Genomic DNA, 15421 nt, shown 5'->3' on the forward strand with positions numbered 1-15421 from the left:
CCCGTCGGTGACGGGCCCGTTCGCGTGGTCGCGTGTGGATGCGGCGCTCAGCCGAGGCTGAAAGGCTGTCCCCACAACGTCACCCACGTGATGACATTGTCGGTTTCCACCTCGACACTGACGAAGGCCCGCGCCTGGGCATAACCCGCGCAACCGTTGAGACCGATGGTCTCGTCGGCCCACGTCACCGAACCGCTGGTGCCCTTGAAGGCATTGCGAGTCTTGTGCGTCTCGTTGCCGAAATCGTCGGCCTGCTCCAGATCGAGCACGTAGAACGACTTCGCCTGGCCGGGGCCGAGCGAGAGGTTGCCGCCGGAGTTGGCGCCAACGCCACCGGTGACGTTCTGGCCGTCGCTCCAGTCGACATTGCCGTCAACACCGCCGGTGGCACCGCCACCGGCGATGTTCACCTGGCAGCCGACGGTGTAACCCGGGAAGATCTTGCCCCCGGCCGCGCCGGAGAGCTCGACCTGCGCGCTACCGGAGACCCACGCGTTGCGATGCAGCGGTGTAGCGCCCATGGACGGACTGATATTGGCCGACTCGCCGACCAGACGAATGGTCACGACGGTGCCATCGGACAGCGTCTTGGTGAGTTCCCCGCCCGGCAGCGGGACGAAGGTGTCGGCGTTCGCCGCACCCGTCGAGAGCAGACCTACCGCGATGGCCGCGGACGCGCACAGCCCGGCCGCGCGCGCAGGCATTTTACGATCGAACATGACGGTAATTCCCCTAATGAATCGAGTTCGCTTCAGCGAAAAGAGATTTGACTGATCCGACCGACGTCAGCCGATGCTGAACGGCATGCCGTAGAGGCTGGTCTTCGAGTAGTGATCGCCGATGATCTCGACAACCGTGTACGAACGCGCCTGCGCGTAACCCGCGCAGCCCTGGATCTGAATCTCGGCATCCTGATACTCCACCGAGTACACACCCGGCTTCAGAATGTCCTTGTAATCGATCTGAACGAACTTGACCTCGCCGGGCCCGAGATTGATGCCGATCGAACCACCGGCGCTGGCGCCCTCTAGGTTCACACTGCCCGACACACCAGCGGAAATCGCGTCGTCGGCGATGCTGACCTGGCAACCGACGATGTAACCGGTGCTCAACTGCGAGGCACCGTGGGTGGACGAATTATTCGTTCCCGGATTCCCGGAGGGACCGTTGTTCGGCCCGACCGTTCCCTCGGGAGTGACGGCGACATCGGCGATGGCGTTCCCCGAAACCCACACGACACGGCCGGCACCGTTCGCGGCAAGGGATGGGGAGATCAGGGCGCGTTCCCCCGTGCGGGAGATATTCACCCCGGGGCCTGCCCTGTGACCGTCCGGCAACGGCACGAAGACATCGGCATCGGCAGCGCCGGTCGACAACAGACCGGTGGCTACGGCCGCCACAGCGGCGGCGCCCGCGACGCGGACGCCTCGAGACAGACCGTTGATGCGGTACTTGCTCATGTTTTTCCTCATCAGGTTGCATCCGCCCGCCCCAGGGTGTCGAGGCGGACGTGTCCCTCCAAAGCCGACGGCGCGCGGTGGAATGGGTTGTCCACCAGACGTTCCGCCGACCATCGCGTCATCGAGCGATCTCGGACGAAACAATGCTATTCGGTATCAACCAGACTTTTCCGGAAATTCGGGCAATTCGTCTCGGTAAGCAACTGATCCGACTAAGATCACACAGCCCTCTGCGGCACAAATGAATTCATGACGAAATGGACCCACCGCGATGCGGAGGATCCATTTCATCAGTGTCTACAGGCTTTTCACCCGCCGTTCATTCAGCCGAGGCTGAATGGCTGTCCCCACAACGTCACCCAGGTGATGACATTGTCGGTCTCCACCTCGACACTCACGAAGGCGCGCGCCTGGGCATAACCCGCGCAGCCGTTCAGGCCGATGGTCTCATCCGACCACGTCACCGAACCGCTGGTGCCCCGGAAGGCATTACGAGTCTTGTGGGTCTCGTTGCCGTAGTCGTCGGCCTGCTCCAGATCCAGCACATAGAACGACTTCGCCTGGCCGGGGCCCAACGACAGATTGCCGCCGGAGTTCGCGCCCACGCCACCGGTAACGTTCTGGCCGTCGCTCCAGTCGACATTGCCGTCCACACCACCAGTCGCACCGCCACCGGCGATGTTCACCTGGCAGCCGACGGTGTAACCCGGGAAAATCTTGCCCCCGGCCGCGCCGGAGAGCTCGACCTGCGCGCTACCGGACACCCACGCGTTGCGGTGCAAGGGCGTAGCGCCCATGGAGGGGTTGATGTTGGCCGACTCGCCGACCAAGCGAATGGTGACAACGGTGCCATCGGACAGCGTCTTGGTGAGTTCCCCGCCCGGCAGCGGGACGAAGGTGTCGGCGTTGGCCGCACCGGTGGAGAACAGGCCCATGGCGATGGTGGCAGCGGCGCCGACACCGGCCATCCGCGCCAGGTTCTTACGGTTGATCATGGTTGATATCCCTCGAGGGTTGAGTCCGCTTCAGCGGGAGGATGGTTCGTTTGGTTTCGACGGACGTCAGCCGATGCTGAACGGCATCCCGTAGAGGCTGGTCTTCGAGTAGTGATCACCGATGATCTCGACAACCGTGTACGAACGCGCCTGCGCGTAACCCGCGCAGCCCTGAACCTGGATCTCGGCATCCTGGTACTCGACGGAGTACACCCCGGGCTTGAGGATGTCTTTGTAATCGATCTGAACGAACTTGACTTCACCCGGGCCCAGGTTGATACCGATCGAACCACCCGCGCTCGCGCCGCTGAGATTCACACTCCCCGACACACCCGCGGAAATCGCGTCATCGGCGATGCTGACCTGGCAACCGACGATGTAACCGGTGCTCAACTGCGACGCGCCGTGCGTCGAGGAGTTGTTGGTTCCGGGGTTGCCCGCGGGGCCGTTGTTGGGGCCGACGGTGCCTTCCGGCGTCTCGGTGACATCGGCAACCGCGTTGCCCGACACCCAGACCACGCGCCCTGCGCCGTTGGCAGCCAGCGACGGCGAAATCAAGGCCCGCTCTCCGTTCCGGGTGATCGTCACGCCCGGCCCTACCTTCTGGCCGTCCGGCAACGGCACGAAGGTATCGGCATTGGCGGCACCGGTCGAAAGCAGGCCCATGGCAACAGCCGCGGCAGCGCCGACGCCCGCGACGCGGGCACCGCGGCGCAGACCTTTGGTGCGGTTCTCGCTCATACTTCCCCTCATCAGGTTCAAACAGTCAACCTCGACCGTCGAGGCTGGACAGTGGTCCTCTCAGGCCCAGCTCAGTGTGTCGCCCGTTTGTTGCCGATGTGTAACCGGTTGTTATTTCGGCGCAACGGACAAAGCGGGCAACGGAACCGAGCCGGGTTCCGCCGAGCGGGTTTCCTGCGTGCCGGCACCCACGAACCGCGGGTCCCATCGTGAGTGGCTCGATGGGAGATTAGACGTTCGATAACGACGCCCGCAACGAAAAGTTTCGTAAAGTTCAAGGTGACCCGCATCACAGTTGCGCACATCCGAATATGGCTTGACGTGCATAAATACTGGTTCGCTACAACCACGCGGAGGCGGGGCGGCGGGATACCGGCACAGAAGGGCCATGGCACGGATACGGGCCACGACCGTACGGATCACGTGCGGATCACTGCGGGGCGAAAATGATCACTGGCGGGTTATGAAGCCAGAAGAAATGATTACGTAGCTACTACGTAGATAACGGACTCAGCCGTGATGCGGGGGAACCTGACCGCGCAGCCAGTCGTCGGCGGACCTGGCGTCGTCGCGCTCGTCGCGCTCGTCGGCGGTGGTGTCGGGCAGCGCGTCGCCGAAGATCTTCGCCAAGCGCGCGGCATCCCTCGCCCGGCGAGCAGCCGGGCGAGGGTCTTCAGAGGGCGTGGGCGCGGTGATTACTCGACCAATCCGGAGAGTTCGCCGATCACCCGGCTGGCCAGTGGGCCGAGCGTCGCCATGCCATCGCGGATAGCGGAGCGGGTGCCGGGCAGGTTGACCACCAGCGTGCTACCGGACACGCCGGCCACACCACGGGAGAGCCCGGCGTCCAGCGAGCCCGCGACCCGGCCGGAGGAACGAAGGGCTTCGCTGATCCCTGGCAGCTCACGGTCGAGCACCTGCGAGGTGGCCTCCGGCGTGACGTCGCGCGGGGACATGCCCGTGCCGCCGACGGAGATCACCAGATCGACGCCGCCGATCACCGCCGTATTGAGCGCGTTGCGGATCTCCACCTCGTCGGCCTGCACGGACACCGACGCGTCCACGAGGAAACCCGCTTCGGTGAGCAGCTCGGTGACCAGCGGGCCGAGCGAGTCAACACCTCCATGCGCAGTCCGATCGTCCACGACCACCACCAGGGCACGCCCCGCCACAGGAGCATCGATTTCCATGGTGCTCACCGTAGCGCCTACGTCCAGCAACTCGGCAGCCGCGCCGAGAACGTCGGCGTCGACATCGATCATCCGACCACGTCCGCCGGGCATCGCGCGCATCACCGGCCGCCGTCCGCGGGCGCGCCGGAAAGGGTCACCTCGACGGTCTTGGCATTGTTGCCCTGATCATCGGTGTAGGTGACTTTCACCTTGTCTCCCGGCTGGTGCGAGCGGACCGCGGCGACGAGCGCGTTGCCGGAATCGATCGGGCGGTCGTCGAGCTTCGTCACCACCGCCCCCGGCGGGATGCCCGCGCGGGCGGCGGGGCCGTCCGGCGTGACGTCGCGGACCTTGGCGCCGGACACCTGCTGCGTCGGGTCCTGTTGCCGGGACACCGTGATGCCGACCTGCGCGTAGGTGGCCTTGCCGGTCTTGATCAGTTCGTCGGCCACCCGGCGCGCCTGATCGACGGGGATGGCGAAGCCGAGCCCGATGGACCCGGTCTGGCCGCCCGCCATCTCGGTGGGGCCGAGCGTCGCGATGGCGGTGTTGATGCCGATCAGCTTGCCGCTGCCGTCCACCAGCGCGCCGCCGGAGTTGCCCGGGTTGATCGCGGCATCGGTCTGGATCGCGTCGATCACCGGGCTGACCGCGGCGGCCTCGCTCCCGTCGCCGGTGGTCACGACGGGGCGGTTCAGCGCCGACACGATGCCCGTGGTGACCGTGCCCGCGAGGCCGAGCGGCGAGCCGATCGCGACGACCGGCTGACCGACCTGCAGATTGCCCGAGCTACCCAGCTCGATGGGAGTGAGGCCGGTCTTGCCCGAGACCTTGATGACGGCCAGGTCGGAGACCGGATCGGCGCCGACCAGCGTGGCGGGCGCGCTGCTGCCGTCGGAGAACACGACCTCCATCTTGGCGCTCGGCCCGCCGCCCGCGGCCACGTGGTTGTTGGTCAGGATCAGGCCGTCGGAGGACAGGATCACCCCGGAGCCCTCGCCCTCGGCCTTGCTGCTGGCCACCTTGATCATCACGACGCTGGGCAGCACCTTCTGCGCGACCGCCTGCGTGGAGCCGGCCGGAGCGTTCACCGCGTTGCTCACGTTCGGCTTCGGCGCGTCCAGCGCGTTGGTCACCGGGGCGCGACCGTCGTCGCCGTGCGTGACCAGCGCGCCGACCGCGCCGCCGACGCCACCGCTGACCAGCGCGAGCGCGACGGCGCCGACGGCGAGGCCCGCGCGGAACGGACGCCGGGCCGGTGCGGGCTCGGCGCCGTAGCCGGGGCCGTGCGGCTGCGTGAGGCCGTGCGGCCGCGTGGCGTCGTTCGGTGGACCGAAGGACGCCGGATACCCGGGGAACGGCGCGGCCGGATGGTGCTGCGGCGGGAACTGCGCGGTGTGCTGCCGCGCTTCCTGCGGACCGTAACCGGGCGCATGCGCCTGCCCCGGCCCGAACGCGCCCGCGTCCGGCGCGCCCGGCTCCCGGCGATCCTTCGAATCCTCGGTCATGGACTCCTCGTTTCTGCTCACGTCTCGTCCAGGTTGGCCGCGGGGACTGAGAGCGGACTGAGACCGTGCTTTCAGTTTTCCGAGAGCTGTCGAAGCAACCGGTGCGCGAAAGAATCACCGGCAACTTGATGTCTCAAATTCTGCCGCAAACCAATCGGAGCGTTGTCCGAAATACCCCACCGACGGCGAATATTCCGTACGAAACTCGAGATTGTGCCGGAAATGGAGTTCCGCCGCCCGCTATTGCGTCAATCCGGCACGGGCGCGCCCGGCTCGCCGGGCAACACGATGCGAACCACGGCGCCCCCGCGCTGCGAGGTATCGATGGCGATGGTGCCGCCGTGTTTCGTCACCACCTGTTTGACGATCGCCAGGCCGAGACCGGAGCCCGGCATCGACCGCGACGACATGACCCGGTAGAAACGTTCGAACACCAGCTCGCGCTCCGCCGCCGGGATACCGGGACCGGCGTCGTCGATGGACAGCTCGAGCAGCCCTGGGCCGCTCTCCCGCATCAGGATGCGCACCTGCGCGCCCGCCGGGCTCCACTTGGCCGCGTTGTCGAGCACGTTCAGCACCGCACGCTCCAAACCCGCCTCGTGCCCGTAGACGAACCACGGGCGCAGGTCGGCGACGAATTCGATGCCGGTGCGACGGCGGCGGGCCCGCTCCAGCGCGCGTTCGACGACCTCGCCCAGATCCACGCGTTCGTACACCGTTTCCGGCGCGTCCTCCCGCGCGAGGTCGACGAGGTCCCCCACCAGCGTGGACAGCTCCTCGATCTGCGCCATCACGTCGGCGCGCAGACCGGCCATGTCCTCGTCCGGGATGCGCGGAGCGCCGGGACGGCTCGACGCGATGAGCAGCTCCATGTTGGTCCGCAACGACGTCAGCGGCGTGCGCAGCTCGTGCCCGGCATCGGCGACGAGCCTGCGCTGCCGATCGCGCGACTCCGCGAGCGCGCGCAGCATCGTGTTGAAACTCTCTGTGAGCCTTGCCAGTTCGTCGTCCCCGGTCACCGGGATCGGGGTCAGGTCGTCGGTGCGGGCGATCCGTTCGGTGGCCGCCGTCAGCCGCGCGATGGGCCGCAGACCGGTGCGGCCGACCGCCGTGCCCGCCGCGGCGGCCAGCACGACCCCGCAGCCGCCGACGACGAACAGCAGCCAGGCCAGCCGGTCGAGCACCTCCCTGGTGCGATCCAGCCGCTGCGAGATCACCAGCGTCGCACCGGAGTTGGTGTAGACGGCGAGCACGCGCTGATCGCCGTCGGTACGCAGCGACGAACTGCGCTCCCCGCGCGCGACGGACAGCTCCTGCGGACCCACCGGCGGATCGGTGGACTGCGGCGGCAGCCAGCGCCGCAGATCGGGGTAGATCAGCGCGATGCCGGTGTCGTCGTAGAAGGCCGCGGCGACCATCAGGTTGAGGTTGTTGAAGCCGTAGGGGTTGCTGGCGATCACGGCCGTGGACCGGCTGCGCAACTGAGCGTCCACATCGGCGTACAACGCGCGCGCCACCAGCGCGTAGGCCGCGATCGATGTGACCGCGACCGCGATGGCCACCACGGAGGCGGCCAGCAGCGTCACCCGCCAGCGCAACGAGACCGAGCGGGTCAGCGGCATGGGCGGCCGCATGTCCACGGACTCGGGCTGACGCTGGCCGAGCGCGGCGACGGCGGGACGTTTGGGTGGTGTTCGTGCCATGACCGCGGGCCTACGGCGGCGTTTCGCGCAGCACATAGCCGACGCCGCGCACCGTGTGGATCAGCCGCGGCTCGCCCTCGGCCTCGGTTTTGCGGCGCAGATAACCGATGTAGACCTCGAGCGCGTTTCCCGAGGTCGGGAAATCGTAGCCCCAGACCTCCTCCAGAATGCGGCTACGGGTGAGGACGCGGCGCGGGTTCGCCATCAGCATTTCCAGCAGTGAGAACTCGGTGCGGGTGAGACTGATCGGCCTGGCGCCCCGGGACACCTCGCGGGTCACCGGATCCAGCGACAGGTCGGCGAACTTCATCGCCTCCGAGGCGTCCCCAGGTCCCGCGGCCGTGCGCCGCAACAGCGCGCGCAGCCTGGCCAGCAGTTCCTCCAGCGCGAACGGCTTCGGCAAATAGTCGTCCGCCCCGGCATCGAGCCCGGCGACCCGCTCGGATACCGAATCCCGTGCGGTGAGAACCAGAATCGGCAAATCGTCGCCCGTGCTCCGGAGACGGCGGCAGACCTCGAGCCCGTCGAGCCGGGGCATCATCACGTCGAGGACGAGGGCATCGGGTCGCTGGACGGTTGCCTTCTCCAGCGCGTCCACACCGTCCACCGCGAGATCGACGGAGTAGCCGTTGAAGGTGAGCGACCGGCGCAGCGATTCCCGGACCGCCCGATCGTCATCGACCACCAGAATGCGCATGCCACCAGTTTGACCGCAGCGACTGAGAGGTAACTGAGAGGGCGCTCCCGACACGCCGTGGTGAGCGGCCGCGATACTTCCCGGCGCGTCGCCCCTGTCAACGGGGGATGACCAGGGCCTTCCATGGCCCCGACGGGAAGTTGACGCGTCCCTTACGCATTCCACCGCGAATCATGTTCTCTATAGCCATATTCGGTAATTTGTGGGCGGACTCCCCCGGATTGCCGATGACCACTCTGCACGGTATGTTCCGTGCGGTAAAAAGAAGACCTCTAGTTGGTTCTTTGCGGGTTGAATCAATACCGAACAGCCACGCGCGCCCGAGGTCACTGGTGAAGCGGAGGCGACGGAAGCGGATGGAAGCTGCACCGCGGTCCTGGCAATTCAGCCTGTCGAACTGGTCGGTCACCCGCAAGGTTGGCGTCGTGCTGGTGCTTCCGGTGCTGTTGGCCACCGTCTTCGCCGTGCTCCGCATCAACAACGAACTGCGCACCATGGCGCAGTTGGACGCGGCGACCGAACAGGCCATCATCATCCGCCCGATCGTCAAGTTCGGCACGGCCACCGAGCAACTCGGCGTCACCGCGACCGCCACCTGGGGCAACACCGCTGACCCGCAGACCGACGCCGCGCTGACGAGGTTCGACCAGGCCCTGGCCGAACTGGAAGCGGCGTTGCAGACCACCAAGGTCAGCGGGCGGGTCACCTCCGAGCTCGCCTCGGCCATCGCCACCGGCACCACGATGCGCAACAGCCTGCGCAACGGCTCGCCCGCCATGGTCGGCGAGCAGTCCGACGAGATCATGGTCCGCATCGGCAACGCGCTCGCGCTGTCGCCCTCGGTGGACGACCTGGTCATCCAGCGGTACTTCCTGCAGCTGGCGTCGGTGCAGACCGCGCGGCGCGTGCTCACCCAGCAGCGCATGCTGATCGGCTCGCCGGACGCGGGCCGCAACCCGAGCGTGCGGCCCCGCGTGCTGGTCGCCGCGGGCGCCGAGATCACCATGATCTACCAGTACGCGCAGATCCTGCCGGACTACGCGGGCAACATGCGCCCGCTGCTGGACGCGGTGCAGACCCGCCTGGGCACCTTCAGCCAGAACGCCGCCGATCCGGCGACCAATCCCGCCGTCATCGACTCGCTGCTGATCAGCTCGGACACCTACGAGAAGACCACCGCGCAGTTGATCGACACCATCGACGGCGCGCTGGCCGCCCGCACCACCGAAGCCCAGGCCGGTGCGCTGCGCGAGACGACGATCGTCATCGGCATGCTGCTCGCGGGCCTTGCGCTGGCGCTCTCGGTCGCGCGCACCCTGGTCGTGCCGGTCCGCCGCCTGCGGCGGGACGCGCTGGAAGTGGCGCACATCAAACTGCCCGACGAGCTCGCCGTGGTGCGCGCGGGCGGCACCACCCCCGAGATCACCCCGGTCGCGGTGCACACCACCGACGAGATCGGCCAGCTGGCCCGCGCCGTGGACGAGATCCACGAGCAGGCGCTCAACCTCGCCGCCGACCAGGCCCGCCTGCGCCTGCAGATCGGGAACATGTTCGAGACCCTGTCGCGGCGCAGCCAATCGCTGGTCGAGCAGCAGCTGGCGCTGATCGAGGACCTCGAGCACGACGAGGACGACACCGACCGGTTGCAGAGCCTGTTCCGCCTCGACCACCTGGCCACCCGCATGCGCCGCAACGGCGACAACCTGCTGGTGCTGGCCGGCACCGCGCTGCGCCGTGGCCAGCTGCACCCGGTGCCGCTGTCGGACATGCTCTGGAGCGCGGTCTCCCAGGTGGAGGACTACCAGCGCGTCGAGATCGGCGCGGTGCCCGACGGCATCGTCGCGGGCGAGCCCGCCGTCGACATCGAACACCTGCTCGCCGAGTTGATCGACAACGCACTGCGTTACTCCCCGCCGACCACGCCGGTCACCGTGATGGTGTCGCGCGCGGTGGACGGCGGCTACCTGATCGAGATCACCGACCGCGGCCTCGGCATGTCCCTGGAAGACCTCCAGACCACCAACGACCGGCTCGCCTCCGGTGGTGAGGTCACGGTCGAGACCGCCCGCCGCATGGGCCTGTTCGTCGTCGGCCGCCTGGCCAAGCGCCACACCATCACGGTCAGCCTGCGCCGCACGTCCACGATGGCGCAGCAGCCGGGCATCACCGCCAGCGTCCACCTGCCCGGCGCGCTGGTGGCGCCGCCGATGGACGTCACCGACCCGGCGGGCAAGCCGCTCGACATCACCGCCGAGCATCAGCTGCCCTCGCTCGCGACGCCGCCCACCGGCGCGCAGCCGCGCAACCTGGTTCCGGTGCCGAGCCTGCCGCAGCGCGACACCGCGCGCTTCGGGGTGACCAGTTCGGGCCTGCCGCAGCGCCGTCCGGCCATCCGGGTCGCCGACACCCCCGAGCAGCCCACGGTCTCCACGCCGGTCGGCCGGGCGGTCAACCCGGCGGATCAGCCTGCCACCCAGCCCTGGCCGGTGCTCGCGCCGCGCGCCGACGAGCGCACTCCTTCCGGTCCGTTCGCCGCGGTGACGCCCGGCGTCGGCGAGCAGGCCGTCGAGCGGGAGCAGCAGCCCCCGCGCACCGATCTGTGGACCGAGGTCAAGGACGACGAGCCGACCACCGGTCCCACACCCGCCGTGCCGGCCCAGCCGCCCGCGCCGCAGACCACCGCTCGATCCGGCCTTCCGATCCGGAAGCCGGCCGCACCCGCCGAACCACCGCAGCAGACGGCACCGGAACCCGCGACGGTGACCTCCTCCCGGCTGCAGCCGGTCGCGGGCACTTCCCCGACCCCCATCTATCAACGCATGGTCTCGGAATGGCTGGTCGAGCCCTCGACCTCGCCGTCGCCGGACAGCTCGTGGTCCTCGCCTGGTGACGCGGGCTGGATGGCCGCCGAGGACGCCAGCCATCCGACCACCACCGCGCGCACCGTCGGCGGGCTGCCGATCCGCAGGCCGGGCGCCCAGCTGGTGCCAGGCGGCCTCGCCCCCGCGGAGGACGCGGGCACGCGCGATCCGGAAGAAATCCGCAACAATCTGACCAGGCATCTCAGTGGGGTCCGCAGCGGGCGGGCCAATGCGCAGTACAACGACGGAGGGCTTGCATGACCAACGCGAACAACAGCACCACGGACGAGAATCTGAACTGGCTGGTCGCCCGCTTCACCCGAGATGTGCCCGGCGTGTCCCATGCGGTGCTGGTCTCCGCGGACGGCCTGTTGCAGGCCACCAGTCCGCACCTGCCCAGCGATCGCGCCGAACAGCTCTCCGCCGTCACCGCGGGACTCGCGAGTCTCTCCATGGGCGCGGCGTCGCTGTTCGACGGCGGCAAGGTGATGCAGTCGATCGTGGAGATGCAGCGCGGCTACCTGCTGGTGATGAGCGTCGGCAACGGCTCGCATCTGGCCGTGCTGGCGAACAAGTCGCACGACATCGGCCGCATCGGCTACGAGATGGCCCTGCTGGTCGATCGGGTGGGCTCGGTGGTCACCGCGACCGCGCGTACCGCTGTCTGAGCGTGAGATGTCCAACCCATACGGCCCCGGACCACGACCGACCACGCGGGTCCGGCCTTACGCCCTGACCTCGGGGCGCACCGAACCCGCGATCGACCTGCCGTTGGAGGCGGTCATCGAAACCTTGTCGTACACTGCACATCTCGACTGGCCGACCGGCGACATCCGCACCGAGATACTGCGACTCGGCACGCATCGGCTGTCGGTCGCGGAGATCGCGGCGCATCTGGACCGGCCGCTCGGCATGGTCCGCGTGGTGATCGGCGACCTGGTCGTCGACGGCACCATGCGCGTGCATTCGACCCTGACCGAAGAGGCGAGCTATGACGAGCGCCGTTCCCTGATGGAGAGGACATTGCGTGGACTCCGCGCCCTATAGGAATTCGGGGCCCAGTGGACATCCCGGGCCAAGTGGAAATCTCGCACCGGGCAACGCTCCCGGCCAGGACGGCTTCGAGAACCGGGTCGCCTCGACGAAGATCGTCGTCGCGGGTGGCTTCGGCGCGGGCAAGACCACGTTCGTCGGCGCGGTCTCGGAGATCGTTCCGCTGCGCACCGAGGCGATGGTGACCCGCTACTCCGACGGCATCGACGATCTCGCCGAGACGCCGGAGAAGGAGACCACCACGGTCGCCATGGATTTCGGCCGGATCATCCTGCCCGGCAACCTGGTGCTCTATCTGTTCGGCACACCGGGCCAGCGGCGGTTCTGGTTCATGTGGGACGACCTGATCCGTGGCGCGATCGGCGCCGTGGTGCTGATCGACACCCGGCGACTGGAGGACAGTTTCGCCGCGGTCGACTTCTTCGAGGCGCGCAAGCTTCCGTTCCTGATCGCGGTCAACCGGTTCCCGGACGCGCCGCGCTTCCCGATCGCGGAACTGCGCGAGGCCCTCTCGGTGCGCGAGGGCGTGCCGATCGTCGACATCGACGCGCGCAACGCGATCGAGGTGCGCCAGGCGCTCGCCGCGGTCACCGAGTACGCGATCGCGCAGCTGAAGGCCAGCGAGCTGGAAGGAACCGCCCGCCATGCGTGAGGTGCTGGCCGCGGAGAGTGCCGCCGCGACGTCCGTCGACCAGTTCGCGCTCGGCTATTGGCTGATCGCGCTGTCGCTTGGCATCTCGGTCCTCGGCGCGGTGGTCGGCCTCGCGTGCATCGTGCACGGCGCGCGCTCGGTTCAGTTCCGGCTGGTGTGGCTGGTCTCGGCGGCGATATCGCTGGGCGGCGTCGGTGTGTGGCTGGCCACCTCGGTGGCCATGCTGGGATTGAAAGTTCCCGGCAGCGCGATGCGTTACGACCCGGGCAGGCTGGTCGCCGCGCTGGTGGTCGCCATCGTGGCGGTCTTCGCGGCCCTGCTGATCGTCGGACGCACGCCCCGGCTCGCGTTGCTGCTGCCCGGCGGGCTGGTGCTCGGTCTCGGTATCGGGCTCACGCACTACCTCGGCATCGGCTCGCTGGAGATCCAGGGTTCGGTCGGCGTCACGACCTGGCTGGCCTCCGTCTCCGCCGTGATCGGGGTGATCACCGCGACGGCGGTGCTGTGGCTGTTCCAGACTCTGCGCTTCCCGCTGGCTCGCACCGCGACGGTACTGCTGTTCGGCGTCGGCGTGGCCGCCACGTACTACACGGCGGTGGCCGCCCTGCACTTCGACGTCAACCGGGCGGCGAAGGTACCCGGCGGCGTCGAACTGTTCGACTTCGTGTTCCCCATGTTCGTCATCGGCTTGCTCGCGCTGACCGTGCCGATCTCCGCGGTGCTGATCGCGCCGGATCGCCGCGAACTGGCCGCGCCGCCGAAGCCGCGCAGGCCGAAGCTGGAGCCCGCCCGCTGACTCGCGCGCCGGACTGATCGACCGTTTACCACTGGCCGATCCCCCCGGGCGGGCGGGATTCGACGATGCCACGGCCGCGCCCGCCCGGCCCACTTACAGTGGAGGCCATGCGTTTCGGTCTCGATTACGCCGCAGGACGTCCGGGGGGCGCGGCGATTCGGGCGGCGGGGTACGACTTCGCTGTGCGGTACCTATCCGACGGAGGCCCGAGCCTGCCCGGCAAGCTGCTCACTCCGGCAGAAGCGAACGATCTGCGGGCGCACCGGGTCTCGATCGTCTCGAACTGGGAGACCACGGCCGCGCGGATGCTGGACGGTTACGGCGCGGGCATCGTCGACGCGCGTGCGGCCCTCGCCCAAGTGCTGCGCTGCGGCGGCCGGGTGGACCGGCCGATCTATTTCTCCGCTGATTTCGACGCGACCCAGCAAGACCAGTTGCGCGTCAACGCCTATCTGGACGGTGCGGCGACCGTGCTCGGCCGCGCGAACGTCGGTATCTACGGCGGGTACTGGACGGTCAGCCGCGCGCTGGACGCCGGGTACGCGACCTGGGCGTGGCAGACCGACGCCTGGTCCGGCACGAACGTGGAGACGAGGCGTGCCATTCATCAGACACGACGCCAGGTGACGGTCGGCGGCGTGCGCTGTGACGTGAACGAGGCCGAGACGATCGATTTCGGCCAGTGGGATTTCCTGGAACAGGAGGAGCCGGACGTGACGCCGGAACAAGAGGCAGTGCTGCGCGACATCCAGATTCAGCTGCGCGGGCCCGACTTGTCCGGCTGGCCGCAGCTGGGCGTCGACGCGGACGGCCGGAGTCGTACGCTGGTGGACGGATTGGCCGCGGCGCTGGGGCGCATCGCGGCACTGGAGCGCGAAGCCGCCGAATTGCGATCGCAAGTAGGCGAATTGCGTACCGAGATCAGCGAACTGGAAGCGACGACGGCCGAGCTGACCGAGCAGGTGGAGCGCTGGAACGGGCGGCACTGGCCGTGGCCGTTGTCGCTGATCGAGGGCCCCGCGGCGCTGGTCGGTGAACAGCTGGCTCGCCTGGAGGCGCGGCTGCCGGACTTCCCCGGCCTGCCGGGACACGACGGCACGCGGCACGCGGCGGCCGACGACACCGGACCGGCGGCCTTGACCTCGAAAAACCGAACCCACACCGGCGCGATCGACGAACACGCGCCCTTCGGTGCGCGAGAGTGACCGGCTGAGTGAAACCGGCTGAATGCCCCCAAAATTGGCGATGAGCGGGTTCTCTTGGGAACCAAGAGAACCCGCCCTCGACGACGAGGGTACCGGTATCTGGCTGCGAGCGCACCATTTTCGGCGAACTTTTCTGTGACCGAAAACCAACCGACGGTCCGGGATTCCGCCTGTGGCTATTCGGTCGCAATCGCCTCCGACGCAATAGTGCGACGTGATGCCGGACACATTGATAGCTAGAAAATAGCTGTCAATGTTCTAACGGCCCGGAAATTTTTTTCCACAAGGCGCCGAAGTGCCGGTTTCCGGACGGTCGACCAGCACATCGCGCGTTGCTGGCGCCAGTGGCATCGGCCGAGCAATCACCGGTCGCGGTAGCGGCACCGGCTCGCGGGCGTACCGCTCAGAGTTTCTCGACGTCGATCAAGCCGCGCCGGACGGCCGCGACCAACCTGCGCGGCACCCGGTGCACAACGCCGCCGATGGTGACCGGCACCAGGTCCACCGGTGCGGCCTTCCAATTCGACCGGCGGCTGCGCGTGTTCGACCGCGACATCTTCCGTTTCGGCACCGCCATG

15 protein-coding genes are annotated in these 15421 nt (G+C 68.1%); 6 read left to right on the top strand and 9 right to left on the bottom strand.

Features of this window, described 5'->3' with window-relative positions; translation table 11 throughout:
- Positions 1-47: 47 nt before the first annotated feature.
- The 8 genes from NB3_RS01810 to NB3_RS01850 all read right to left on the bottom strand — a co-directional run bounded on the left by NB3_RS01810 (position 48) and on the right by NB3_RS01850 (position 8276).
- Positions 48-719: an MspA family porin gene (locus NB3_RS01810; RefSeq protein ID WP_067795404.1), complete on the bottom strand. Its 672-nt coding sequence runs from the start codon at positions 717-719 to the stop codon at positions 48-50.
- A gap of 66 nt (positions 720-785) precedes the next feature.
- On the bottom strand, positions 786-1460 hold the full coding sequence (locus NB3_RS01815) for an MspA family porin (RefSeq protein ID WP_067795857.1): 675 nt from the start codon (positions 1458-1460) through the stop codon (positions 786-788).
- Positions 1461-1783: 323 nt separating this feature from the next.
- The gene (locus NB3_RS01820; RefSeq protein WP_067795408.1) at positions 1784-2455 is read right to left on the bottom strand and encodes an MspA family porin; all 672 of its coding nucleotides are present in this window, start codon (positions 2453-2455) and stop codon (positions 1784-1786) included.
- Between the two features lie 66 nt (positions 2456-2521).
- Positions 2522-3196 carry an MspA family porin gene (locus tag NB3_RS01825; RefSeq protein ID WP_067795411.1) on the bottom strand — a complete coding sequence of 225 codons (675 nt, stop codon included), beginning with the start codon at positions 3194-3196 and terminating at the stop codon, positions 2522-2524.
- A gap of 695 nt (positions 3197-3891) precedes the next feature.
- On the bottom strand, positions 3892-4386 hold the full coding sequence (locus NB3_RS01835) for a MogA/MoaB family molybdenum cofactor biosynthesis protein (protein ID WP_195044576.1): 495 nt from the start codon (positions 4384-4386) through the stop codon (positions 3892-3894).
- Positions 4387-4487: 101 nt separating this feature from the next.
- Positions 4488-5876 (bottom strand): S1C family serine protease, encoded by a 1389-nt coding sequence (locus NB3_RS01840; protein ID WP_084485592.1) that lies wholly within the window; start codon positions 5874-5876, stop codon positions 4488-4490.
- A gap of 248 nt (positions 5877-6124) precedes the next feature.
- Entirely contained in the window at positions 6125-7579 is a 1455-nt protein-coding gene (locus NB3_RS01845; protein ID WP_067795416.1) for a HAMP domain-containing sensor histidine kinase, read from the bottom strand.
- 10 nt (positions 7580-7589) lie between these two features.
- The gene (locus NB3_RS01850; protein WP_067795419.1) at positions 7590-8276 is read right to left on the bottom strand and encodes a response regulator transcription factor; all 687 of its coding nucleotides are present in this window, start codon (positions 8274-8276) and stop codon (positions 7590-7592) included.
- A 356-nt stretch (positions 8277-8632) separates the two neighbouring features.
- Between NB3_RS01850 and NB3_RS01855 the strand changes: the two genes are divergently transcribed.
- The 6 genes from NB3_RS01855 to NB3_RS01880 all read left to right on the top strand — a co-directional run bounded on the left by NB3_RS01855 (position 8633) and on the right by NB3_RS01880 (position 14843).
- Complete coding sequence (locus tag NB3_RS01855; RefSeq protein WP_067795422.1) at positions 8633-11398, top strand: ATP-binding protein; 2766 nt, start codon at positions 8633-8635, stop codon at positions 11396-11398.
- The gene (locus NB3_RS01860) at positions 11395-11805 is read left to right on the top strand and encodes a roadblock/LC7 domain-containing protein (RefSeq protein ID WP_039801134.1); all 411 of its coding nucleotides are present in this window, start codon (positions 11395-11397) and stop codon (positions 11803-11805) included. Before NB3_RS01855 ends, NB3_RS01860 begins: the two co-directional genes overlap by 4 nt.
- Positions 11806-11812: 7 nt before the next feature.
- On the top strand, positions 11813-12184 hold the full coding sequence (locus NB3_RS01865) for a DUF742 domain-containing protein (protein ID WP_040782732.1): 372 nt from the start codon (positions 11813-11815) through the stop codon (positions 12182-12184).
- A 100-nt stretch (positions 12185-12284) separates the two neighbouring features.
- Positions 12285-12842 (top strand): GTP-binding protein, encoded by a 558-nt coding sequence (locus NB3_RS01870; RefSeq protein WP_039801302.1) that lies wholly within the window; start codon positions 12285-12287, stop codon positions 12840-12842.
- Positions 12835-13638 (top strand): MHYT domain-containing protein, encoded by an 804-nt coding sequence (locus NB3_RS01875; protein ID WP_067795424.1) that lies wholly within the window; start codon positions 12835-12837, stop codon positions 13636-13638. The genes NB3_RS01870 and NB3_RS01875 overlap by 8 nt, the downstream gene beginning before the upstream one ends.
- Positions 13639-13745: 107 nt before the next feature.
- Positions 13746-14843, top strand: coding sequence for a glycoside hydrolase domain-containing protein (locus NB3_RS01880; RefSeq protein WP_169810633.1), 1098 nt, complete (start codon positions 13746-13748; stop codon positions 14841-14843).
- Between the two features lie 403 nt (positions 14844-15246).
- On the opposite strand, the gene rpmF is transcribed toward NB3_RS01880, so the two are convergent.
- Positions 15247-15420 (bottom strand): 50S ribosomal protein L32, encoded by a 174-nt coding sequence (gene rpmF, locus NB3_RS01885; RefSeq protein ID WP_067795428.1) that lies wholly within the window; start codon positions 15418-15420, stop codon positions 15247-15249.
- Position 15421: the final 1 nt, after the last annotated feature.

Origin of the sequence: Nocardia beijingensis NBRC 16342, assembly GCF_001612785.1 — a bacterium.
GTDB classification, from domain to species: Bacteria; Actinomycetota; Actinomycetes; order Mycobacteriales; family Mycobacteriaceae; genus Nocardia; species Nocardia beijingensis.

What these genes read in the sequence shown, in the direction of transcription:
- NB3_RS01855 (WP_067795422.1), top strand. Translation starts at nt 8,633, where the DNA reads ATGGAAGCTGCACCGCGGTCCTGGCAATTCAGCCTGTCGAACTGGTCG.
- NB3_RS01840 (WP_084485592.1), bottom strand. Translation starts at nt 5,876, where the DNA reads ATGACCGAGGATTCGAAGGATCGCCGGGAGCCGGGCGCGCCGGACGCG.
- NB3_RS01865 (WP_040782732.1), top strand. Translation starts at nt 11,813, where the DNA reads ATGTCCAACCCATACGGCCCCGGACCACGACCGACCACGCGGGTCCGG.
- NB3_RS01815 (WP_067795857.1), bottom strand. Translation starts at nt 1,460, where the DNA reads ATGAGCAAGTACCGCATCAACGGTCTGTCTCGAGGCGTCCGCGTCGCG.
- NB3_RS01825 (WP_067795411.1), bottom strand. Translation starts at nt 3,196, where the DNA reads ATGAGCGAGAACCGCACCAAAGGTCTGCGCCGCGGTGCCCGCGTCGCG.
- NB3_RS01875 (WP_067795424.1), top strand. Translation starts at nt 12,835, where the DNA reads ATGCGTGAGGTGCTGGCCGCGGAGAGTGCCGCCGCGACGTCCGTCGAC.
- NB3_RS01850 (WP_067795419.1), bottom strand. Translation starts at nt 8,276, where the DNA reads ATGCGCATTCTGGTGGTCGATGACGATCGGGCGGTCCGGGAATCGCTG.
- NB3_RS01880 (WP_169810633.1), top strand. Translation starts at nt 13,746, where the DNA reads ATGCGTTTCGGTCTCGATTACGCCGCAGGACGTCCGGGGGGCGCGGCG.
- NB3_RS01810 (WP_067795404.1), bottom strand. Translation starts at nt 719, where the DNA reads ATGTTCGATCGTAAAATGCCTGCGCGCGCGGCCGGGCTGTGCGCGTCC.
- NB3_RS01860 (WP_039801134.1), top strand. Translation starts at nt 11,395, where the DNA reads ATGACCAACGCGAACAACAGCACCACGGACGAGAATCTGAACTGGCTG.
- NB3_RS01835 (WP_195044576.1), bottom strand. Translation starts at nt 4,386, where the DNA reads ATGGAAATCGATGCTCCTGTGGCGGGGCGTGCCCTGGTGGTGGTCGTG.
- NB3_RS01820 (WP_067795408.1), bottom strand. Translation starts at nt 2,455, where the DNA reads ATGATCAACCGTAAGAACCTGGCGCGGATGGCCGGTGTCGGCGCCGCT.
- rpmF (WP_067795428.1), bottom strand. Translation starts at nt 15,420, where the DNA reads ATGGCGGTGCCGAAACGGAAGATGTCGCGGTCGAACACGCGCAGCCGC.
- NB3_RS01845 (WP_067795416.1), bottom strand. Translation starts at nt 7,579, where the DNA reads ATGGCACGAACACCACCCAAACGTCCCGCCGTCGCCGCGCTCGGCCAG.